20 protein-coding genes are annotated in these 21,166 nt (G+C 73.1%); 8 read left to right on the forward strand and 12 right to left on the reverse strand.

What is annotated here, in order from left to right; genetic code table 11:
- Window positions 1–19: 19 nt before the first annotated feature.
- Together AB0I06_RS13850 and AB0I06_RS13855 are read right to left on the reverse strand one after the other, a co-directional pair.
- Entirely contained in the window at window positions 20–481 is a 462-nt protein-coding gene (locus AB0I06_RS13850) for a hypothetical protein (RefSeq protein ID WP_363118980.1), read from the reverse strand.
- A gap of 69 nt (window positions 482–550) precedes the next feature.
- Window positions 551–1,312 carry an aminoacyl-tRNA hydrolase gene (locus tag AB0I06_RS13855; RefSeq protein WP_363118981.1) on the reverse strand — a complete coding sequence of 254 codons (762 nt, stop codon included), beginning with the start codon at window positions 1,310–1,312 and terminating at the stop codon, window positions 551–553.
- Window positions 1,313–1,354: 42 nt separating this feature from the next.
- On the opposite strand from AB0I06_RS13855, the gene AB0I06_RS13860 reads away from it, so the two are divergent.
- Together AB0I06_RS13860 and AB0I06_RS13865 are read left to right on the forward strand one after the other, a co-directional pair.
- The gene (locus AB0I06_RS13860; protein ID WP_363118982.1) at window positions 1,355–2,224 is read left to right on the forward strand and encodes an ATP-binding cassette domain-containing protein; all 870 of its coding nucleotides are present in this window, start codon (window positions 1,355–1,357) and stop codon (window positions 2,222–2,224) included.
- Window positions 2,221–2,892, forward strand: coding sequence for an ABC transporter (locus AB0I06_RS13865; protein WP_363118983.1), 672 nt, complete (start codon window positions 2,221–2,223; stop codon window positions 2,890–2,892). The genes AB0I06_RS13860 and AB0I06_RS13865 overlap by 4 nt, the downstream gene beginning before the upstream one ends.
- Here the strand turns inward: AB0I06_RS13865 and AB0I06_RS13870 are convergent.
- From AB0I06_RS13870 to zapE, 9 genes are all read right to left on the reverse strand, one after another.
- The gene (locus AB0I06_RS13870; RefSeq protein ID WP_062929707.1) at window positions 2,884–3,063 is read right to left on the reverse strand and encodes a hypothetical protein; all 180 of its coding nucleotides are present in this window, start codon (window positions 3,061–3,063) and stop codon (window positions 2,884–2,886) included. The two genes, AB0I06_RS13865 and AB0I06_RS13870, sit on opposite strands and share 9 nt — an antisense overlap.
- Before the next feature lie 28 nt (window positions 3,064–3,091).
- The gene (locus AB0I06_RS13875; RefSeq protein WP_363118984.1) at window positions 3,092–4,609 is read right to left on the reverse strand and encodes an FAD-dependent oxidoreductase; all 1,518 of its coding nucleotides are present in this window, start codon (window positions 4,607–4,609) and stop codon (window positions 3,092–3,094) included.
- A gap of 129 nt (window positions 4,610–4,738) precedes the next feature.
- Entirely contained in the window at window positions 4,739–5,596 is an 858-nt protein-coding gene (locus AB0I06_RS13880; RefSeq protein ID WP_363118985.1) for a PPK2 family polyphosphate kinase, read from the reverse strand.
- Between the two features lie 83 nt (window positions 5,597–5,679).
- Window positions 5,680–7,062, reverse strand: a complete 1,383-nt coding sequence (locus AB0I06_RS13885; RefSeq protein ID WP_363118986.1) for an alkaline phosphatase PhoX — start codon at window positions 7,060–7,062, stop codon at window positions 5,680–5,682.
- Window positions 7,063–7,152: 90 nt separating this feature from the next.
- Window positions 7,153–8,037 (reverse strand): slipin family protein, encoded by an 885-nt coding sequence (locus AB0I06_RS13890; protein ID WP_363118987.1) that lies wholly within the window; start codon window positions 8,035–8,037, stop codon window positions 7,153–7,155.
- 180 nt (window positions 8,038–8,217) lie between these two features.
- Window positions 8,218–9,720 carry a SulP family inorganic anion transporter gene (locus AB0I06_RS13895; RefSeq protein WP_363118988.1) on the reverse strand — a complete coding sequence of 501 codons (1,503 nt, stop codon included), beginning with the start codon at window positions 9,718–9,720 and terminating at the stop codon, window positions 8,218–8,220.
- Window positions 9,721–9,734: 14 nt separating this feature from the next.
- Window positions 9,735–10,316: a carbonic anhydrase gene (locus AB0I06_RS13900; protein ID WP_363118989.1), complete on the reverse strand. Its 582-nt coding sequence runs from the start codon at window positions 10,314–10,316 to the stop codon at window positions 9,735–9,737.
- An 80-nt stretch (window positions 10,317–10,396) separates the two neighbouring features.
- Window positions 10,397–10,825 carry a hypothetical protein gene (locus tag AB0I06_RS13905; protein WP_363118990.1) on the reverse strand — a complete coding sequence of 143 codons (429 nt, stop codon included), beginning with the start codon at window positions 10,823–10,825 and terminating at the stop codon, window positions 10,397–10,399.
- A 187-nt stretch (window positions 10,826–11,012) separates the two neighbouring features.
- The gene (gene zapE / locus AB0I06_RS13910; protein WP_363118991.1) at window positions 11,013–12,116 is read right to left on the reverse strand and encodes a cell division protein ZapE; all 1,104 of its coding nucleotides are present in this window, start codon (window positions 12,114–12,116) and stop codon (window positions 11,013–11,015) included.
- A gap of 37 nt (window positions 12,117–12,153) precedes the next feature.
- Between zapE and AB0I06_RS13915 the strand changes: the two genes are divergently transcribed.
- The 4 genes from AB0I06_RS13915 (at window position 12,154) to msrB (ending at window position 15,588) form a co-directional block, all read left to right on the forward strand.
- Complete coding sequence (locus tag AB0I06_RS13915) at window positions 12,154–12,957, forward strand: pyrimidine reductase family protein (protein WP_363118992.1); 804 nt, start codon at window positions 12,154–12,156, stop codon at window positions 12,955–12,957.
- A 263-nt stretch (window positions 12,958–13,220) separates the two neighbouring features.
- Complete coding sequence (locus AB0I06_RS13920; RefSeq protein WP_363118993.1) at window positions 13,221–13,694, forward strand: indole-3-glycerol phosphate synthase; 474 nt, start codon at window positions 13,221–13,223, stop codon at window positions 13,692–13,694.
- 80 nt (window positions 13,695–13,774) lie between these two features.
- A complete protein-coding gene (gene murC / locus AB0I06_RS13925) occupies window positions 13,775–15,166 on the forward strand; it encodes a UDP-N-acetylmuramate--L-alanine ligase (RefSeq protein WP_363118994.1) in 1,392 nt (463 codons plus the stop codon).
- Window positions 15,167–15,180: 14 nt separating this feature from the next.
- Window positions 15,181–15,588 carry a peptide-methionine (R)-S-oxide reductase MsrB gene (gene msrB / locus AB0I06_RS13930; RefSeq protein WP_363118995.1) on the forward strand — a complete coding sequence of 136 codons (408 nt, stop codon included), beginning with the start codon at window positions 15,181–15,183 and terminating at the stop codon, window positions 15,586–15,588.
- Window positions 15,589–15,596: 8 nt separating this feature from the next.
- On the opposite strand, the gene AB0I06_RS13935 is transcribed toward msrB, so the two are convergent.
- Entirely contained in the window at window positions 15,597–18,500 is a 2,904-nt protein-coding gene (locus AB0I06_RS13935) for an ABC transporter substrate-binding protein (RefSeq protein WP_363118996.1), read from the reverse strand.
- 226 nt (window positions 18,501–18,726) lie between these two features.
- On the opposite strand from AB0I06_RS13935, the gene AB0I06_RS13940 reads away from it, so the two are divergent.
- Together AB0I06_RS13940 and AB0I06_RS13945 are read left to right on the forward strand one after the other, a co-directional pair.
- A complete protein-coding gene (locus AB0I06_RS13940) occupies window positions 18,727–19,788 on the forward strand; it encodes a LacI family DNA-binding transcriptional regulator (RefSeq protein ID WP_363118997.1) in 1,062 nt (353 codons plus the stop codon).
- A 21-nt stretch (window positions 19,789–19,809) separates the two neighbouring features.
- The gene (locus AB0I06_RS13945) at window positions 19,810–21,162 is read left to right on the forward strand and encodes an extracellular solute-binding protein (protein ID WP_363118998.1); all 1,353 of its coding nucleotides are present in this window, start codon (window positions 19,810–19,812) and stop codon (window positions 21,160–21,162) included.
- The last annotated feature ends 4 nt before the right edge of the window (window positions 21,163–21,166 follow it).

Consider the following 21,166-nt stretch of genomic DNA (forward strand, 5'->3'; position numbering starts at 1 on the left):
GGCCGGGGCCGCCGCGCCCCTACAGCGGGCGCGAGGAGCGGTAGTTGAACACCGACCAGAGGACGAACAGGCCGGTCACGATCATGATGATCGACCAGAACGGCTGGTACGGCAGCCAGAGGAAGTTCGCGATCAGGGCCAGGCCGACGACGACCGCGCTCACGACCCGCGCCCAGGCGGCTCCCGCGAACAGGCCGAGTCCGGCGGCCACCACGAGGACGCCGACGATCAGGTGGATCCAGCCCCACGCGGTCAGGTCGAACTCGAAGGAGTACTGGCCGAAGCTCGTGTACACCTCGTCCCCGGCGATCGCCGCGATGCCCTGGAGCACCGCGAACAGGCCGTAGACGACCATCAGGATGCCGCCGAGGACGAGACCCCCGGACGCCCACGGGTCACCGGAGCCGCCCGGGCCGGGGCCGCCGGGTGTCCGGTCGTCGGAGGCGGGCGGGGCGGGGGGAGGGGGCGCGGCGCTGGACATGGCTGCCTCCTGAGGCGGGTCGACTGGTAACCCCACTGGAGCACCCGTCAGGGACCGCCGCGCCCGCGGCTACGCCGAACGGGTGGCGGCCGGGCCGCCGCTCCCGTGCGGCTCCCGGCGCAGCGCCGGGTGGTCCGCGACCACCGTGCACGAGCCGGGCGCGATCTCCGTGAACCCCGCGTCGCGGACCAACGGCAGTCCGCTGCCGACCAGTCCGGGCCAGTGGGCCGCGGCGGCCGTACGGACGGCGAGCGGGAAGCCCGCGTCCCGCCAGGCGGTCCGCTCCTCGCCGGACAGCTCCCACCAGGCCAGTTGGGCGGCGTGGCCCGCCTGCGCCATCGCCTTGCCGGCCGACATGCCGAGGTCCGGGTTCATCCACAGCACGGGAGCGGCCGGGTCCGCCTCCACCGGCGGCTCCGGGTCGTCCAGGTCGGTGCCGGAGACCTGGAGCCTGGCCAGGTCCTTGGGCCAGCCGTCCAGCGGCACGGGCGGGAACACCCGCACCTCGGCCGACTTGCCGGTGACCGTGATGCCGTCCAGCGCCTCGGCCCGCCGCCACTCGGCGCCGCGCGCCCGCCGCACCACCTTGCGGATCCGGGCGTCCTGCCAGTCCCGCATCGCACCGGCCCACTCGCCCTGCCCGGCCGACCGCTCGTCGGCCAGGATCGTCAGCACGGCCCGCGCGGCCGTCTCCAGCGCGTCCGTACGCGCCGGGGGCTCCGCCCGCTCGATCCGCACGACGAGCGGCAGCACGAACTGCGGCGCCTCGTCACGCGCCGAGGGCTCGGACCGGAAGGGACTGTCGCTCACGGGCGTCGGGTCTTCGCTCACGAAACCCAGTGTGCCAGTCGGAAGATCGTGCAGGATGGCCGCATGCGACCCGACCTGTGCCTGCGCGACGCGGGCCGCCGCTACGGGCTGCGGGGACCCTGGGTGCTGCGCGGTGTCGACCTGGCGGTGGCTCCGGGCCGGCTCGTCCGCGTCGAGGGCGCCAACGGCAGCGGCAAGTCCACGCTGCTGCGGCTGCTGGCCGGCATCGACGCCCCCAGCGAGGGCCGCGTCACCGGCCGGCCGCGCACGGCATACGTCCCCGAGCGGTTCCCGCCGGCCCCGCCCTTCACCGCCGTCGGCTACCTCACCCACCTCGGCACCGTGCACGGCCTGGCCCGGGCGGCGGCCGCCCGGGCCGCCGGCCAGTGGCTGGAGCGCCTCGGCGCCGCCGCCTACGCGCACACGCCGATGGCCCGGCTGTCGAAGGGCGGCAGCCAGAAGGTCGCGGTCGCCCAAGCCCTGCTGGCGGAGCCGGAGCTGCTGGTGCTCGACGAGGCGTGGACCGGTCTGGACACCGTGGCCCGCGCCGAGCTGGAGCGCGCGGTCGCCGAACGCACGGCGGCCGGAGGCTCCGTGGTCTTCGTCGACCACGACCCGCGCCGCCTGGCGGGCCTGTCCGACGCGACATACGCCGTGTCCGGCGGGAGGCTCGTCCGGCAGGAGCCGGCGCCGCTCCCGGCAGTCTCCGGCCCGCACGTCGTCGTCGAGGCCCAGGGCCCACCGGACGGACGGCTGCCCGAGGACGTGCGCCGGGCGGCGACCTCGGTGGAGGAGACCGGACCGGGCCGCTACCTCCTCTCCGTCCCCGCCCCGCGATCCGACGTCCTGCTCCGCACCCTGCTGACGGCCCGTCCGCCCTGGCACGTGGTGAGCGTGACACCGCGGGCGACGGCCCCCAAGAGGCAGCCATGACCGCCCTGATGCGCTACCACGCCGCCCTGCTGCTGAGGTCGCAGCGCTGGCTGCCGCCGTTCCTGCTGTACGCGGCCTTCCTCGCGGTCAGCATCCAGGCCGGGCAGCCGGTGCTCGACTCGCTCGGGTACACCGCCGCCGTCCTGCTGCCGGTCGCCGCGTGGCTGGCGCGGATCTGCGTCACGGGCGAACCCGACGCCGCGCGCGGCTGTGTGGCCGCGGCCGCGGGACCCGCGCGGGCTCATGTGGCATGTCTGCTGGTGGCCCTGGCCGGGGCGTCGGCGCTCGGCACACTCGCGACCCTCGCCGTGACGCTGCTCAGTGACCCGGTCGCCTCCGACCACCGCACCCGGGTTCCGCTCGCCGCCGCCTGCGGGGCCGGGCTGCTCGCCGCCCTGGCCTGCGCCCTGCTCGGCACGGCCGTCGGCGCGCTCACCAGCCGGCCCCTGCTGCGGTCGCCGGGCCGGGCCGTCCTCGCCCTGTTGCTCGCGGCGCTGCTGTCCCTGGTCGCCACCGGCTCGCCGGCCCAGGCGGCCGTGCAAGGACTCGTGACCGGCTCGCGGCAGGGCACCGTACCGCTGCCGCTGCTGCCCCTGGGCGCCGCGGCCCTGGTGACGGCCGCGGCACTGGCCCTGGCCGGTGCGCTGGCCGCCCGCAGGTCACCCTGAACAGGCGGTGCGCTGCGCCTCCTGCCACTCGCAGGCGGGACAGAGCGTGATGCCCTTGTACGACTCGGGGTACTCCGTCGGCTCCCGGCACAGTACGCACTCCGCGTACGGCGGGCCGTCCGCCCGGGGCGGCCTGGTCGCGTCGATCAGGCAGTAGTCGTCTTCGCTCATATGTCCAGCGTAGGCCCGGGCCGGGCGCTCAGAGGTCGCGCTGTTCCAGGGGCTTGGTGGCAGGTCCCTGGATGACCTTGCCGTCCGTGTCGAAGCGGGAGCCGTGGCAGGGGCACTCCCAGGCGCGTTCGGCGGCGTTGAAGTCGACCAGGCAGCCCAGGTGGGTGCAGCGGGCGGAGACGGCGTGCAGACCGCCCTCCTCGTCCCGGTACACCGCGACACGGTGGCCGTCGGCGCGGACCACGGCGCCCTCGCCGGGCGGCAGCGACTCCACCGGCGGTGAGGGCCGCAGCCGGTCGCCCACGAAGTGCCCGGCGACCTTGGCCTGGGTCTTGAGGAACGTCGGCGCCTCACGCAGCGCGGGCCTGACCCGGCGCGGGTCGTACAGCCCGCTCCACTCGCACTCCTCACCGGTGATCTGCGCGGTCAGCAGCCGGCCCGCCATGATGCCACCGGTCATGCCCCAGCCGCCGAAGCCGGTGGCGACATAGGCGTGCCGGGCGCCCTGGTGCAGTGGGCCGACCATCGGCACGGTGTCCGTGGGCTCGGTGTCCTGCGTGGCCCAGCGGTGAGTGACCTCCAGGTCGGGGAAGTGGCCGGTGGCCCAGGCGGTGAGGCGTTCGAGACGGGCCCGCGGATCACTCGTGCCGGGCGTGAAGTGCTCGCCGGTGACGATCAGCAGCCGCCGGTCGCCGTCGTAGGGCGCGGTGCGCACCGAGCGGGTGTCCTCGTCGGGCGTGATGAACATGCCGTCCGGGTCCTGGTGCGCGGGGATCGTCCCGGCGACGACCAGTTCGCGGCGCGTGGACAGGCGGGCGAAGAGCAGGGCCCGGTCGAAGATCGGGTAGTGCGTGGCGACCACGACGTCCCGGGCGCGGACGGTCGCCCCGTCCGCCGTCGAGACCCGGCACGGTTCGCCCTCGTCCAGGCCGAGCACGGTGGTGTCCTCGTAGATCCGCCCGCCGTGTTCGACCAGGTCGGCGGCGAGGGCCAGCAGGTACTTGCGCGGGTGGAACTGCGCCTGCCCGGTGACCTCGACCGCGCCCGCCACCGGGAAGGGCAGCCCGGTCTCCATGACGAAGGAGGCGGGCAGCCCGGCCTCGGCCGCGGCCCGGGCCTCCGCGCGCAGTTGCTCCACGCGGCTCGCGTCACGCGCGTAGGTGTAGGCGCTCCTCGTCTCCCACTCGCAGTCGACGCCCAGGTCCCGGGCGATCCGGGCCGCGTGCTCGATCGCCTCGGACTGCGACCGTGCGTACAGCCGGGCGCCCTCCGGCCCGCGGGTGCGCCGCAGCTTGTCGTAGACGAGTGTGTGCAGGGCGGTGACCTTGGCGGTGGTGTGCCCGGTGACGCCGGCGGCGACCCGGCCGGCCTCCAGCACGGCCACGCTCCGCCCGGCCCGGGTCAGCTCCCACGCCGTGGACAGCCCGGCGATCCCGGCCCCGATCACCGCCACGTCGACGTCCAGGTCCTCCGCCAGCGCCGGATGACGGCCGTCCGGTGCGGTGTCGAGCCAGTACGAGCTGCTGACCTGCTGTTCTTCGCCCATGGACCAGCGAGTACCCCCGACCGTCCGGTTCAGTGTCGGGCGAGTCCTTCATCACCGGGGCGGGCGGGTCCGGTTGCCGGGCAGCGCGAAGGGCCCCGGCAGCCGGAGAGGGCGGCTCCCGCCTGCGGATCAGGGCTGCTCGAGCAGCCGCTTGCGGCACTCGTCCACGTCGAAGTCCGCTTCCGGGAACCGCGGATCGAGCTCCCGGAAGTGCTCCAGGAGCAGGGTGCTGACCGCCCAGTTGCGGTACCACTTGTGGTCGGCCGGGACCAGGTACCAGGGCGCGTACGAGGTGCCGCAGCGCTCCAGGGCGATCTCGTAGGCCTCCTGGAACGCCGGCCACAGCGCGCGGTCGTCGATGTCGGACGCGGCGAACTTCCAGCGCTTGTCCGGCTTGTCGAGGCGCTTGAGCAGCCGGCGGCGCTGCTCGTCGTAGGACAGGTGCAGGAAGCACTTGACCAGGGTCACGCCGTCGTCGGCGAGGGACCGCTCGAAGCGGTTGATCTGCTCGTAGCGCCGCGCGATCTCGGTGGCCGGTGCGAGCCCGCGGACCCGGGCGATCAGCACGTCCTCGTAGTGGGAGCGGTCGAAGATGCCCAGTTCGCCGCGGACGGGCAGCGCCTGCTCCACCCGCCACAGGAAGGGGGGCGCGCGCTCCTCGGCGGTGGGGGCCTTGAACGCGGTGATCCGGCAGCCGGAGGGGTTGAGCAGGCCGATGACGTGCTTGACCGTGCCGCCCTTGCCGCTGGTGTCCATGCCCTGGAGCACCAGCAGGACGCGGCGCCGGTCGCCCGCGGTGCCGGCCGCCCACAGCCGTTCCTGGAGGGCGGCGAGGCGCTCGCCGATCCGGGCCGTGGCGGCCTTGCCGGCCTCCTTGCCGTCCGGGCCGGCGGAGGTGGCGGCGGCGTCGAACCGGGTCAGGTCGACCGGTTCACCGGCGGGCAGGCGCAGCCGCTCCCGCAGCGAGGTGTCGTGCTTGTGTCTCACCGGGCCCCCTTGCGGTCCTGTGCCTCGATGGTCCGATGGGGCGCCGGGCCGCGCCGGCGCCCCGTCCGGAAGGTGGGCGCCGGCTAGCGGCGCCAGGGGCCCGTCACCGCGAAGGTGGTGCCGGGCGTGTAGCAGTTGACGTACATCGTGTCCCCGTCCGGGGAGAAGGTCACTCCCGCGAACTCACCCCACTCCGGCTCCTCGGGTGTGCCGATGTTCTGCCGGTTGCGGGCCATCGCGTAGACCTCGCCGCGCCGGGTGACACCGAAGACGTGCTGGGCGCCGTTGCCGTCCTCGCACACCATCAGGCCGCCGCTGGGCGCCAGGCAGATGTTGTCGGGCGACTCTCCCGGCAGCCGCACATCGGTGTCCGGGCCGAACACGATCACCAGGGTGAGCCTGCGGTGCTCCGGGTCGTAGCGCCAGACCTGTCCGAAGTGGTCGGCGGCCGAACCGTCCGAGCGGCGGGCGAACGACGACACGAAGTACACCGAACGTCCGCCCCAGTAGCAGCCTTCCAGCTTCTGCGCGTGCGTGATGCCCCCGCTGCCGAAGTCCTGGAACCGGATCGGCGTCCCCGCGGCCCGCGGGTCCGGGACGTCCACCCACTCGATGCGGTCGAACGCGGCGCCCACGTCCTGGATGGAGGACAGGTCCGGCACCCCGGGCACCCGCATGGCCTGGAGCCGGCCGCCCGCGCGCAGCGAACCCCGTCCGCCCAGCGGCCGGTCCGGCAGGAAGCGGTAGAACAGGCCGAAGGGCTTCTCGAAGGCGTCCTCGGTCTCGTACACCACGCCCCGCCGGGGGTCGACCGCGATCGCCTCGTGCGCGAAGCGGCCCATCGCGGTCAGCGGCACGGCTCCCGTGCGGTGCGGATCGGCCGGGTCGACCTCGAAGATGAAGCCGTGGTCCTTGGTGTAGCCGTTGGTGCCGGCCTTGTCCTCGGTCTCCTCGCAGGTCAGCCAGGTGTTCCAAGGGGTGGGCCCGCCCGCGCAGTTCACGGCCGTACCGGCGATCGCGACGCGTTCGGAGCGGACCCGGTTGCGCGAGTCCAGTGTCAGCGCCGTGCAGCCGCCCTTGCCGGCCGGGTCGTAGGTCAGTCCCTCGACGGCCGGGACCGGGATCCTGCCCGTGGCGCGGTTCTCGTGGTTGCGGACCAGGTGGACACCGCCGCCTCTGGCGCCGAAGGCCGACATGCCGTCGTGGTTGGAGGGCACGAGGCCCTCGCCGGAGCGCAGTTCGTCTCCCTCGCGGGACAGGATCCGGTACCGGAACCCCTCCGGCAGGTCGAGGACGCCCTCCGGATCGGGGACGAGCGGGCCGTAGCCGGTGCGGCCCAGGCCCTGTGCGGCGGCGGTGCCGGCGAAGAGTTCGGACAGGGCGCCGGAGAACGCGATCCCGATGCCCAGGGCACCCGTTCCGGCGAGCAGCTGGCGTCGTGAGGCGGAGCGACCGGACGTGGTCATGGGGAAACCTTCCTGCTGGCGGACAGGAACTGTGATCCCGCTGTGTCTATCACCTGGTGCGGGCGGCGGGAACCACGCGCGTAGCGCGGGTCACTGCTCGACCGCGCGCCGCAGCCGCTCCATGGCCTCTTCGGCCTGTTCGGTGCGGTCGACGGCGCTCTCCGCCCGCTCCGCCTCGTCCGCCGCCCCGGCGTGTCCCGCGTCCTGGGCCGGGGGCTGCTGGCCCCGCTCCAGGAACCGCAGCAGCTCCACCGGAATGGGCAGGACCAGCGTGGAGTTCTTCTCCGCCGCCACCGCCATGACGGTCTGCAGCAGCCGGAGCTGGAGCGCCGAGGGCGTGTCGGCCATCTGCTGGGCGGCCTGGGACAGCTTCTTGGAGGCCTGGTACTCGGCGTCGGCGTTGATCAGCCGGGCCCGCCGCTCCCGGTCGGCCTCCGCCTGGCGGGCCATGGAGCGCTTCATGGTGTCCGGCAGGGAGACGTCCTTGATCTCCACACGGTCGATGGTCACGCCCCACTCCACGGCCGGGCTGTCGATCATCAGCTCCAGGCCCTGGTTGAGCTTCTCCCGGTTGGACAGCAGATCGTCCAGCTCGCTCTTGCCGATGATCGAACGCAGCGAGGTCTGCGCCATCTGCGAGACGGCGAAGCGGTAGTCCTCGACGTTGACGATCGCCGCCGCCGGGTCGACGACCTTGAAGTACACCACCGCGTCGACCCGCACGGTCACGTTGTCGCGGGTGATGCCCTCCTGCGCGGGGACCGGCATGGTGACGATCTGCAGGTTGACCTTGCGCAACCGGTCCACCGCGGGCACCACGAGGGTGAACCCGGGCCGCCGCACGTCACCGTGCAGACGTCCGAGCCGGAAGACGACTCCCCGCTCGTACTGCTTGACGACCCGTGCGGCGGAAGCCACGTAGACCAGCGCCCCGGCCCCGACCGCGGCCACCACGCCGACCAGCTCTTCGACCATGCCGACCTCCCCGCTCAGAGGTCCGAATTCTTCTGCTTCTGTAACGATATGCCCGGAGCGCGGCGCGAGGCCATGCCCCGGAGGACCGGGTGGGACGGAGGGCACGCGAAAGGTCCGGGGCGCGCCGGCTGCGCGCCCCGGACCGGGGATCGGGTGGTCGGCCGTTCCGCCAGGGCCTGTCTAGGCGGCTGTGACCTTCTCCGCCGGGACTCGCGCCGGTTCCGCGGCGGGTTCCGTGACCTTCACCGGCTCGGTGCCCGTCGCGCTGTGCCGTGCGGCCCAGTTCTCCAGCGCCGTGCGGCAGGCGTGGTCGAGGTGGTGCAGGCCCGACAGGTCCAGCTCGACGGGGCGGTCCTGCGGCAGGCCCTCCAGGCTGTCGAGGATCTTCGGCAGCCGCAGGAAGGTCGCGTTGCCGGACAGGTACGCCTGGATCGGGCCGGCGCCCTTGTCGATGATCTCGAGCTTGATGTGCGACGCCTCCCAGGCCGTCTTGACGACCGACAGGGCCAGACCGATGAGCACGCCCTCGAACATGTTCACCGCGACGATCGACACGGCGGTCACGATGAGGATGAGCGCCTCGCCCTTGTGCTCCCGCCACAGCGCCGTGATCTGGCTGAACGGGATCAGCTTCCAGCCGGCGTGCACGAGGATGCCGGCCAGGGCGGGGATCGGTATCAGCGCCAGGGCCCACGGCATCGCGGCGGCGAACAGCAGCAGCCACACGCCGTGCAGCACACGCGACGCCTTGGTCTTCGCACCCGCGTAGACGTTGGCGGAGCTGCGCACGATCACCGCGGTCATCGGCAGCGCGCCGAGCAGACCGCACAGCGTGTTGCCGGCGCCCTGGGCGATCATCTCCTTGTTGTACTCGGTGCGCGGACCGTCGTGCAGCCGGTCCACGGCCGCCGCGCTGAACAGGCTCTCCGCGGAGGCGATCAGCGCGAAGGCGATGATGGTGCCCCAGATGGCCGGGGTGGCCAGCTCGCCGAAGGCCTCGGCCCCGGGCGGCTGGATGACGCCGAGCAGACCCTCCACCTGGACGGTGGCGACCGGCAGGCCGAAGGCGAGCGCGGCGACCGTGGCCAGGACGACCGCCGCGAGGGCGCCGGGCACGGTCTGCACCGCCTTCGGCAGCTTCTTCCACAGCACGATGACGGCGACGGTGCCCGCGCCGATCGCGAGGGAGGCCAGGGCCTCGGTGCTGCCGAGCGCGTCGGCGAACGCCCCGGGCAGGCCCGCGATCTTGCCCAGGCCGGTCTCCGGGGCCTTCAGGCCCGCTGCCGCGTATATCTGCCCGGCGATGATCACCAGACCGATACCGCAGAGCATGCCCTCGACGACGGAGACGGATATCGCCCTGAACCAGCGGCCTATCCCGAAGAAGCCCATGGCGAGCTGGAGCAGCCCGGCGAACAGCACGATCACGCCGAGCGTGGCCACCCCGAACTCGCTGACGGCCTCGAAGACCAGCACGGTCAGGCCGGCGGCGGGCCCGGAGACCTGGAGGCTGCTGCCGCGCATGAGCCCGGTGACGATGCCGCCCACGATGCCGGTGATCAGGCCCAGCTCGGCGGGAACGCCGGATGCGACGGCGACGCCGACGCACAGCGGCACGGCGACCAGGAAGACGACGATGGAGGCGAGGAAGTCCTGCCTCAGGTAAGGGAACTTCGACAGCATGGTCACCGGCCCCCTCAGAGCGTCTCGAACGTGTCGGACTCCGCGCGGTGTTCCCGCACGATGCCGGTGTGGACCTCGTAGTACCAGCCGTGCAACCGGAGTTCACCCGTGTCGAGGCGCTTTTCGACGCACGGGTAGGAACGCAGCCGCAGCAGCTGTGTGAGCGCGTGGTTCTGCACGGCCTCGGCGACCGTCGGGTCGGCCGGGTCGGAGCAATCCGGCTCGTCGGCGGCGCGTGCCAGCCAGTCGCGCACCGCCGGTACGGCGGCGAGGTCGTCGCCCCGCACCACCGCGCCCACGGCGCCGCAGTGCGAGTGGCCGCAGACCACGATGTCCTTGACGCCGAGGACCTCCACGGCGTACTCGATCGTGGCCGCCTCCGAGGTGGGGTGCTCGAAGGAGTGCGGGGGGACGACGTTGCCCGCGGTGCGCAGCTCGAAGAGCTCGCCCGGGCGGGCGCCGGTGATCAGGGCCGGTACGACCCTGGAGTCGGAGCAGGTGATGAACAGGACGTCGGGGGACTGGCCCTCGGCGAGGCGGGCGAACTCCTCAGGGCGCTGTCCGAACTTGCGGGCGTTGTCGATGAGGGGCTGCATGGTGTGGTGACTCCTCCTGGCGCGCAGTGGGGGCGCGTCGGACGGGCATGACAGGGGTGGGGGGAAACGGCTCGGCTGCCTCAGCAGCGGAAGACCTGAAGCGCTGCCGGGGTGTGCGACGTCGAGGATCTCGATGTGCGGTGGTGCGCGGCGCCGGGTCCGGCCGCCGGTGGTGCCGCCGGCCTGATGTGCCTGTGCAGCGGCCGTTCGGGCGCCGTGGGCGCCGAGTCGGCGGCGTGGGACCGGTCGCGGGTGCGCAGGGGACCGGTCGGGTCCCCGTGGTGTCCGGCGCGGCAGGTCGCCGTCTCGTCGCGCAGAGCCTTCCCGGGCGGCTTGTGGCCGGGGCGCGAGGACTTTCCGGAGGGCTGTGGGCCGGGCTGAGCCTTGGCCTCGACTTGACCGTGCGTGTGCGCGGATGCGAAGGACGCCGTCGGTGCGAAGAACTGGAGGGCGAGCAGGGCGGCGGCGAGGATCGAAACCACGGTTCGTGCCGTCGTACCTCGCAACATGCGCCCCCCTTCAGGTGATTGACACGTCTAGCGCTGACCAACAGTTGGTCAACGACTGGTCAAGAAACACGTTAACCCTGCAAAGTCGTTTGCAGGGTTAACTTAACGTTTCAAGCTGAAGAGAGCCTGAAAACCGCAGGTGGGCTGGCTTGAACAAGCCCTTTCCGCCGGGCGGTTGGGGCTGTGGTTACCCGAGGTCCGCCAGTTTGCCCGCGTCGCGGGCGAGGGCGGTGAGCCGGGATATGGCCCTGAAGTACTTCTTGCGGTAGCCGCCGTTGAGCATCTCGTCGCTGAAGAGCCGGTCGAAGGGCAGGCCCGAGGCCAGCACGGGCACCTCGCGGTCGTAGAGCCGGTCCGCGAGGACGACGAGCCTGAGAGCCGTCGACTGGTCGGGAACCGGCCGCACCCCGGTGAGGCACACGGCCTTGACGCCGTCGGTCAGAGCGCCGTACCGGCTGGGGTGGACCCGGGCCAGGTGCTCCAGGAGGGGCGAGAACGCGTCGAGGGAGGCGCCCTCGGTGGCGTGCGCCGCCTTCGTCACCTGTTCGTCGGAGTACGGCGGGGGTGCCTCGGGCAGGCCGCGGTGGCGGTAGTCCTCACCGTCGATGCGCAGGGCGCGGAAGTGGGCCGACAGGCCCTGGATCTCGCGCAGGAAGTCGGCCGCGGCGAACCGGCCCTCGCCGAGCTTGCCCGGCAGCGTGTTGGAGGTGGCGGCGAGCGCGACGCCCGCGTCGACGAGCTTGCCGAGCAGCGTCGACACCAGGACGGTGTCGCCCGGGTCGTCGAGCTCGAACTCGTCGATGCACAGCAGGCGGTGGCCGGACAGGGTCTGCACGGTCTGCTGGAACCCGAGGGCGCCGACCAGGTTCGTCAGCTCCACGAAGGTGCCGAAGGCCTTGAGCGAGGGCTCGGCCGGGGTGGCGTGCCACAGGGACGCCAGCAGGTGGGTCTTGCCGACGCCGTAACCGCCGTCCAGGTAGACACCGCGCGGTCCGGCGGGAGCCTTCTTCGCCGCCTTGCCGAAGCCGAACAGCCGCCGCTTGCCGGAGCCGGCCGACGCCCCCGGGCCGAGGCCCGCCGCGAAATCCTCCAGGACCCGGACGGCCTCCGTCTGGCTGGGCTGGTTCGGGTCGGGGAGGTACGTGCTGAAGCGGACGGAGTCGAACCGCGGCGGCGGCACCATCTCGGCGACCAGCCGGTCCGCGGGAACGCGCGGCTCACGGGCGCACAGGGACAGCGGGGCCGGGTCGGTCACAGGGCCGGTTCCGGAGGGGACGGGGGAAGAGGACACGGTTCACCATGCTACGGGGCGTGGAACACTGCACGGCATGCGACGTCTGTTCCCTGTGACCGATGAAACAGCAGCTCCGGCCCCGGGTGGCGCCCCAGGCGGGGACGCCGGACGGGAGTGGAGCCTGGACGAGCTGGCCGCCGCCTACGCCTACCCCGAGCCGGGGCCCGGGGGGCCGGTGCCGTGGCTGCGCGCCAACATGGTGTCCACGCTGGACGGGGCCGCCCAGCACGACGGCCGTTCGCAGCCCATCTCCAGCGCCACCGACATGCGGATCTTCGGCACCCTGCGGGCGCTGGCGGACGTCGTGGTGGTCGGAGCGGAGACGGTGCGCAAGGAGGGGTACCGGCCGGCCCGGGCGCGGGAGGACTTCGCCGCGATGCGGGAGGCGGCCGGGCAGCGGCCCGCACCCGCGATCGCGGTGGTGAGCGCCGGCCTCGACCTGGACTTCTCGCTCCCGCTGTTCACCTCGCCCCTGGTGCCCACCCTGATCCTCACCGGCGCCGCGGCCGCCCCCGACCGCGTCGCGGCCGCCGAGAAGGCGGGCGCACTGGTGGTGACCGCCGGGGACGGCATCGGCATCGATCCCGCCCGGGCCGTCCGGGAACTCGCCGGCCTCGGCCACACCCGGTTGCTGACCGAGGGCGGCCCGCGGCTGCTGGGCCAGCTGGTCGCGGCCGGTGTGCTCGACGAGCTGTGCCTGACCGTCTCCCCGATGCTCACGGCGGGCGACGCCCAGCGCATCGCGGGAGGGCCCGCGGTCACGGTCCCGCACCGCTTCTCGCTGGTGTCGATGCTGGAGGAGGACGGCTTCCTCTTCACGCGCTACGGGCGTGCCTGACGCGCTGAACCGCCGGTCGCGGGGTACAAGGTGTCGGCGGCCGGGTGGGCCGGCCTGCCGGTTCGCCCGGGAAAGGCGGGGAAGATCGCGGAAGATCGCGGTCCGCCCGTTCGTCGGTGGAATATGCCACTCCGTTCGGTTTCTGGAGGGCACACTGGATCAGGCAGTACCCGTGCGAACACGGGGCAGGATGGTTTCCGCAGGGCCCGGCGCGGCCCGCGGAGGAGTGGGGCCACGGGCCCCCGGAGCGGAAGGGGCGCCTGGTGTTCACCAGCGTATTGATGATCGAGAAGGCGCTGACGTCGGCCGACGTGGAGTTCGTCACCACCTTGCACGGCGAGGAGCAGGTCTCCTTCCAGGTGCTGCTCCAGCCGCGCGGCGAGCAGGCGGACCGCCTGCTGCGGGCCATCGACGACGTGGCGCTCGGCGAGCTCGACGAGGCCGTCCGTGAGGGGGAGACCCCGGAGGGCGAAGAGGCCCTGAGCGTCGGGCAGCGGGCGCTGGAGGTCTCCCTGGCCGCGCTGCGGGCCTCGGGCAGCGCGGCGGAGGGACGGCTGATCGAGGATCACCCGCTGGACGCGCTGAAGTCCCTGGTCGAAGAGGTCGGGGCGGACGAGGTCATCGTGCTGACCGACCCCCACTACGTGGAGGAGTTCTTCCACCGGGACTGGGCCTCCCGGGCCCGGCACAAGGTCGGGGTGCCGGTGCTGAAGCTGTTCTCGCACAGCAAGGCGTAGGGCCCCTGATGGGAGGTCCGGCCCCGCGCACGCAATAGGCTTGGCCCGCTCACTCTCGTCACCCGAACTTGGAGACACGCATGGCAGCCGGCCTTCCTCCCGCCATGGACCGACCGCACTTCATCGGGATCGGTGGGGCCGGAATGTCGGGTATCGCGAAGATCCTCGCCCAGCGCGGGGCCGTGGTGGCGGGCAGCGACGCCAAGGAGTCGGCCACGGCCGAGGCGCTGCGCGCGCTGGGCGCGACCGTGCACATCGGGCATGCCGCCGGGCACCTCGCCGACGACGCCAGCTGTGTGGTCGTCTCCTCGGCGATCCGCCAGGACAACCCCGAGCTGGCCCGCGCGGCCGAGCTCGGCATCCCCGTCGTGCACCGCTCGGACGCGCTCGCCGCGCTGATGGACGGGCTGCGGCCGATCGCCGTCGCCGGCACGCACGGCAAGACGACCACCACCTCGATGCTGGCCGTGTCGCTGAGCGAACTGGGCCTGAAGCCCTCCTACGCGATCGGCGGGGACCTGGACGCCCCCGGCTCCAACGCGCTGCACGGCGAGGGCGAGATCTTCGTCGCCGAGGCGGACGAATCGGACCGCAGCTTCCACAAGTACGCGCCCGAGGTCGCGATCGTCCTCAACGTCGAGCTGGACCACCACGCCAACTACGCCTCGATGGACGAGATCTACGAGTCGTTCGAGACGTTCGTCGACCGGATCACCGAGGGCGGCACGCTGGTGATCGCCGCCGACCACGACGGCGCCCGGGAACTGACGCGCCGCGTCCGGGCGTGCGACGTGACCGTCGTGACCTACGGCGAGTCCGAGGACGCCGACGTGCGCATCCTGTCCGTCGTGCCGCAGGGGCTGAAGAGCGAGGTCACGGTGGTGCTGGAGGGCGAGGAGCTGACCTTCGCGGTCTCCGTGCCCGGCCGGCACTACGCGCACAACGCGGTCGCCGCGCTGGCCGCGGGCGTGGCCCTCGGGGTCCCGGCGGCCGAGCTGGCCCCGGCGATCGCCGCCTACACGGGCGTGAAGCGGCGCCTCCAGCTGAAGGGCGAGGCCGCGGGCGTGCAGGTCATCGACTCCTACGCGCACCACCCCACCGAGATGACCGCCGACCTGGAGGCCATGCGGGCGGCGGCGGGCGATTCCCGCATCCTGGTGGTCTTCCAGCCGCACCTCTTCTCGCGGACGCAGGAGCTCGGCAAGGAGATGGGCCGGTCCCTCGCCCTCGCGGACGCCTCGATCGTGCTGGACATCTACCCGGCCCGCGAGGACCCGATCCCGGGCGTGACGAGCGAGCTGATCATCGAGGCGGCCCGGGCCGCGGGCGCGGACGTGACGCCGGTGGGCGACAAGGCGGACGTCCCGTCGGCCGTCGCGGGAATGGCCAAGCCCGGTGATCTCGTTCTCACCATGGGAGCGGGCGACGTCACCGACCTCGGCCCGCTGATCCTGGACCGTCTGTCGAACTGAGGGGCTGGAGGCTCATGCCGTACGACGTGGAGAAGCCGGACGAGCAGTGGCGCGCGGAGCTCTCCCCGGGGGAGTACGCGGTCCTGCGGCAGGCGGCCACCGAGCCCGCCTTCACCGGTGAGTACACCGACACCAAGACCCGGGGCGTCTACTCCTGCCGCGCCTGCGGCGCGGAGCTGTTCACCTCGGACACGAAGTTCGAGTCGCACTGCGGCTGGCCGTCGTTCTTCGACCCCAAGGACACCGACGCGGTGGAGCTGATCGAGGACCGGTCGCACGGCATGGTGCGGACCGAGGTGCGCTGCGCCCGGTGTGGCTCGCACCTCGGGCACGTGTTCGCGGGCGAGGGATACCCCACGCCCACGGACCAGCGGTACTGCATCAACTCGATCGCGCTGCGACTGGCTCCCGCGCAGGACTGAGACGACGCTCAGCGGATCCGGCACTCCTTCTGTGTGAGGGGTGCCGTGTCCCCCGCCTTGCGCCTGCACACCACGCGAGGGCGGGCGGTGCCGTCCCTGGTGCGGCGGACCTCCTTGAGGACGATGCTGTGCCCCGTGCGGTCGCCGTACAGCGGGGCGCCCGTGAAGTCGATCGTGCCGGTGGCCATGCCCTCGATCTTGACGCTGCGCAGGTTCACCCAGGTCGAGGCGCGGCTCTGCGGCCGGTCCCCGCGGGTGGCCGCCCAGAACAGCGCGCGGGTCGCGTCATGGGCGAGGGCGGTCTGGCCGCTGGCCAGGGCGGGGCTGTCGTAGCGCAGACGGCGGTCCCGCATCCCCGGCAGGTACGTGGCGGCGTCCAGGTAGAAGCCCGTCTCGTCGGCGGCCGTCCCCAGCTCCGCGAGGGCAGCGTGGTACAGCGTGACCTTCGGCGCGACGGACTGCCCGCCGCCGTCGAAGTCGGCCTTGGACAGGTCGTCGCCGGTGAGGATGGCCAGGGGCTTGCCGGCGCAGCCCGGCTCGGTGCCCAGCTGGGTCATCAGCGGGTCGATGTCCTCCACCCGGCCGGCGAAGTAGATCACGGAGGGGACCCTGCCGCCGCGGCAGATCTCCTGGGCGTGCGAGCGCAGTTCCGGCTTGCCGCCGCTCAGGGTGTAGCGCCGCTGTTCGAGCGGGGTGAAGCCCTGCCGGCGCAGCATCCGCTGGCCGTAGCGGGCCTGCTCGTCGGTGTAGAGGTCGTCGGTCCGCGCCGTGTCGCGGGCCAGGACGAGGGAGTACTGGCGCCGGTGCGGTGTGCGCAACTGGGCGGCGATCAGACCCAGTTGACGGATCTGCCAGTCGTCCGTGGCGGCCAGGCCGAACCAGTTGGCGAACTCGCGGGGCAGATACGTCGCGGAGTTGGTGCCGGAGACGACCGGCAGGCCGGCCTCCATCAGGGTGCGGATCGTCGCCCGGCTCGACTTCAGGTCCCGGCCCGCCCCGACGACCCCCACCACGGTCGGGTCATGGGCGGCGTACGCGGCGATCGCCTCGGCCATCCCGACCTGGTGGCCCAGGTCCACGCCGCCGTTGGCGATCAGGACGCGCAGCTTCACACTGGAGTTCTCGTTGACGACGGCCTGCGCCAGGTACACGCCCGCCAGTTCCTCGGCGCCCTTCACCAGGGAGGACCCGGAGTCGGTGGCGGCGCTGAGCGGCCCCGCGTAGACGACGGTGACGTACGTGCCGGCGGCGAGGACCTTCTCGTTCTGCCGGGCGATGCGGTCCTCCAGGTCGGCCACCGTCCAGGGCGTGCCCTCGTCCGCCGCGAGCGCCTTGAGGTCGTCGCCGGGCTCGGGCGCCGGCAGCCAGTCGGCGAAACGGACGCCGCCCGTCGCTATGCCGATGCACTCCGGGCGGCCGTCGGGTGTCTGCTCGCGGCGGGTGTCGCGGTTGGCGGTCAGCACGGACGCCGAACAGTAGCGGTCGTGCAGGGCGTCGGCCCGCATGACGGTGCCCGCGGCCAGCAGGGCGGTCACCAGGACCAGGGTGTGCAGGGCCCACACCAGCCGGGCGGGCGTGGGCCGGGCGGAGGCCCGCAGATGAGGGCGGACCTCCTCGACGGGGCCCAACTGGTCGTGCGGCAGCGGGACCTTCAGCACCCACGGCAGGACGGAGCGTTCCCGGCTGGGCGACTGCTCGGCGCGCAGGTTGCGGCCCCACTCCCGGTACCAGGTGCGCAGCCGGACGCCGAACGTGGGCGGCGCCGGCTCCGGGACCGGTTGCGCCGGGACGACGCTGCGCTCCATGCGCGGCACGTCGTGGGCGCGTACCGCGGCCACCACGAGCAGCGGGTCGAGCTCGCTGCGCCGGCTGCGGACGTCGCTGATGGCCCGGATCAGCTCGATGCCGCCGTTGCGGTCGTCGGCGTGCGGCAGGAACAGCATCGGCGGTCGCGGCCGTTTGAAGCCGCGCAGGTCCCAGCTCCAGCGGCGGTGGTTGTCCCGCAGGTCCTCGCGCAGCGCCAGCACGCACAGCTGGAGGTGGAAGTCACCGCCCGTCGTGAGCGCTTCGGCCACGTCCTGGGCCCGGGCCGCGATCGCCTTCCAGGAGCGCACCGGCCGCAGCAGCGAGACCTCGGTGGGCTCCTCCTGGTCGGCCGCCCTCAGGAAGGTCGTCGTCATGAACCAGCGGCTCTCGCGGCGCAGCCAGAGGAAGATCGGCGCCCGCCCCGGCAGGACGTAGTTCAGGACGGTCAGCAGCAGCAGGAAGACGAGCCCGGCGCCGACCGCCACGTACCACTCGCTGCGGGCCAGCAGCGCGGCGAGCACGGTCACCAGGCTCGCCGGGAGGATGTGCGCCATGTCGAACAGCGGCAGGCCCGAGCGCCAGCGGGCGGTGTTCTTCGGCCGCCAGCGCTGCTGCGCCAGCTCGTTCAGGAGCCGCTGCCGAGGGTCCTGCCCGGCCTCGGGACTGCCCGGGGCGGGCACCGGCCAGGTGTCGCCGAGGGCGGCGACCGCGTCGTCGATGGCGTGCACCAGCCGCAGCCGCGGGAACGCGTAGCGCCGGTAGACCGCCTTCGGCCCGCCCCATTTGCGCGGGTCGCTCAGCGCCCGGACCAGGGCCGCGGCCCGGCGCACCTCCGTGGCGCCCTCATAGGCCTCCTGGGCCACCGCGCACCGCGTGCCGTGCGCCTCCTGGCCCACGTACAACTGCCGGACCAGCCCGGCCACCGCCTCGTCGTCCCGGCTCTCCTGTCCGTGCACGACGAACACCGGCATCGGCGGTTCCGCGCTCCTGCGGAAGTCCTGGATGAGGATCTCGAGCTGGTTGTGCAGGAGGCGCCCCGCGTCGCTCTCCGGCATGCCGTCATGCCCGCCGGGGCACTCCGGCGGCGTGCGATCGGCGTTCACCATGGGCAACCCCCGTTCACCTTCGGTGACCTACGAGGCTAACCCGTGCGGGTGGGGTGGGAGTGGGTGACGCACGAACTCCTGTTTCGTCCACATCGTTGACGCGGGCCGTCCGGGTCCCCACACTGGCCTGACTACGTAGTCAGAGGGCGCCTGTCGCGCTCAGTGGGTCCCATGACTACGTAGTCGACCCTGCCCCAGTCGACCTCACCCGATCCCGGGAGTCCCCATGCCGACGAGCGGAACCGCCGGTGGGCGACGCCGCCGTGGGCCCGGCATGACCGAGGTCGCCCGGGCCGCCGGGGTGTCGCAGAAGACCGTGTCCCGGGTCGTCAACGGTGAACCGCACGTCAGCCCCGAGGTGCGCGACCGGGTGCTGAGGGCCGTCCGGGACCTGGACTACCGCCCCAACACCGCGGCGCGGGCCCTGCTCCTGGGCCGCTACCGGCGCATCGGTGTGGTCTCGCTGGGCAGTGCGCTCTACGGCCCCGCCACCCTGCTCATCGCGCTGGAACGGGCGATCAGCAGGGCCGGTTACTCCGTGGCCCTGGCCGGCACCCTGGAGGGGCACAGCGTCTCGGCCGCCGTGGAGGCGCTGCTGGACCAGGGCGTGGACGGGATCGTGCTGTCCGAGCCGGTCGACGACGGCACTCCGCTGCGGCTGACCGCGGAGGTGCCCGTGATCAGCCTCGGGGAGGGTGTCGAACTCCCGCCCGGGGCCGCCGGGGCCGTGGTCGGCGCCGACGGGGTCGCGGCGGCCCGGCTCGCCACCGAACACCTGCTGTCCCTCGGCCATCACACCGTCTGGCACATACCCGGCCCGCAGGACTGGTGGGCCGCCCGGGACCGGCTGCGCGGCTGGCGCGAGGCCCTCGCCGCCGCCGGGACGCCCGAGCCGCCGCTGCCCTCACCGGGCGACTGGAGCCCGGCCTCCGGGTACGCCGCCGGACGGCAGCTCGCCCGGCTCCGGGACGTCACGGCCGTGTTCGCCGCCAACGACGACATGGCCATCGGCGCCCTGCGCGCGTTCGCCGACGCGGGCCGCGCCGTCCCCGGCGAGGTGAGCGTCGTCGGCTACGACGACATCCCCGCCGCCGCCTACCTCTTCCCGCCGCTGACCACCGTCCGGCAGAACTTCGCCGCCGTCGCCGAGCGTGCCGTGGAGGTGCTGGTCGGTCTGATCGAGGGCCGTCCCGCACCGGCCGGGATGGCCGAGCGGGCGGTCGAGCTGACCGTGCGGGGCTCGACCGGGCCGGTCGCCGGACCGGGTTCCGCCCGCTCCCGCCCGTAGCCGTCCCACGTGAGGAGTCACGTGTCGTATCCCCTGGCAGCATCCGCCCCCGCGACCCGCCGCGCCCTGCTGCGCGGGGCCCTCGGCGTCGGCGCGGCCATCGCGCTGTCCGCCTGCGGCGGCGGCCGCCCCACGCTCCGCACCTCGGGCGACGTCACCCTCGGCCTGTGGACCCACGACCCGGGCTACGAGGCCTTCTTCGAGAAGGGCATCCCCGGGGCCGACCGCGCGGGCGACTTCCGCTACCACCTGAGGGTCACCCGGGCCGGCGCCCCGGACATCGTCACCAAACTGCTCGCCCAGGCCGTCGCCGGACGCGGCACCCCCGACCTCGTCGGGTTCGAGATCGGCAGCTTCCCGCGCATGCTGCGCGGCGACATCGCCGAGCGGCTGCTGCACGACTTCACCCCCGACATCGAGGCCGTCCCCGGGCTGAAGGACGACCTGCTGCCCGCCCGCACCGCGCCCTTCAGCAGGGACGGCCGGGTCTACGCCTTCGACTCCGACACCCCGATGGTCGTCTACTTCCACCGCCGGGACCTGTTCGAGAAGTACGGCCTGCCCGAAGACCTTGCGACCTGGGAGGAGTTCGCCGAGGCCGGTGCGCGGGTGCACCGCGACCACGGGGCCTCGCTGTGCGTCGTCCCCACGGTGGGCAGCGACCCGGGCCAGGTCGTGCAGTCCTTCCAGATGCTGCTCTACCAGCGCGGCGGCGCCTTCTTCGACGCCGACGGCCGGCTGGTCCTGGACTCACCGGAGGCCGAGGAGGTGCTGCGGTTCCTGTGCGACGGGCTGCGCAGCGGGTTCGTCGTGGAGGTCTCCGATTACTACGGGGCGGGCATGCAGACCGCGCTGAAGAGCGGCCGGGTCATCGGACTGCCCATGGCCATCTGGTACAAGAACTACGGTCTGGTGACCAACGTGCCCGAGCAGAAGGGCAGATGGCGGGTGCGGGCACTGCCGCGGTTCGCCTCCGGAGGCGGAGTGACCGCCGCGCTGGGAGGCACCGGGTTCGGTGTCATCGAGGACAAGGCCAACACCCGGGCGGCGACGGAGTTCCTCTTCAGGACGTGGCTCACGCACGAGGGGCAGGTCCGCCGGTTCACCGAGACCAGCTATCTGCCCACGCGGCGGTCGGTCTACGAGGATCCACGGCTGGGCGCCTACGAGGACGAGTTCTGCGCGGGGCAGCGGCTGTTCGCGCTGTACCGGTCGCTGCTGCCGGACGTACCGCCGTTCCATCAGAGCCCCGACCAGTCGATCCTCTACGACGTGCTCGGGGGGAACCTGCTGCGGGCGTACCACGGGGACCTGTCGCCGCGGCAGGCACTGAAGCGGACGGCGGCGGATTTCCGTGACCAGGCCGGGCGGTAGCGCG

It is taken from the genome of Streptomyces sp. NPDC050674, assembly GCF_040654575.1.
GTDB lineage: Bacteria > Actinomycetota > Actinomycetes > Streptomycetales > Streptomycetaceae > Streptomyces.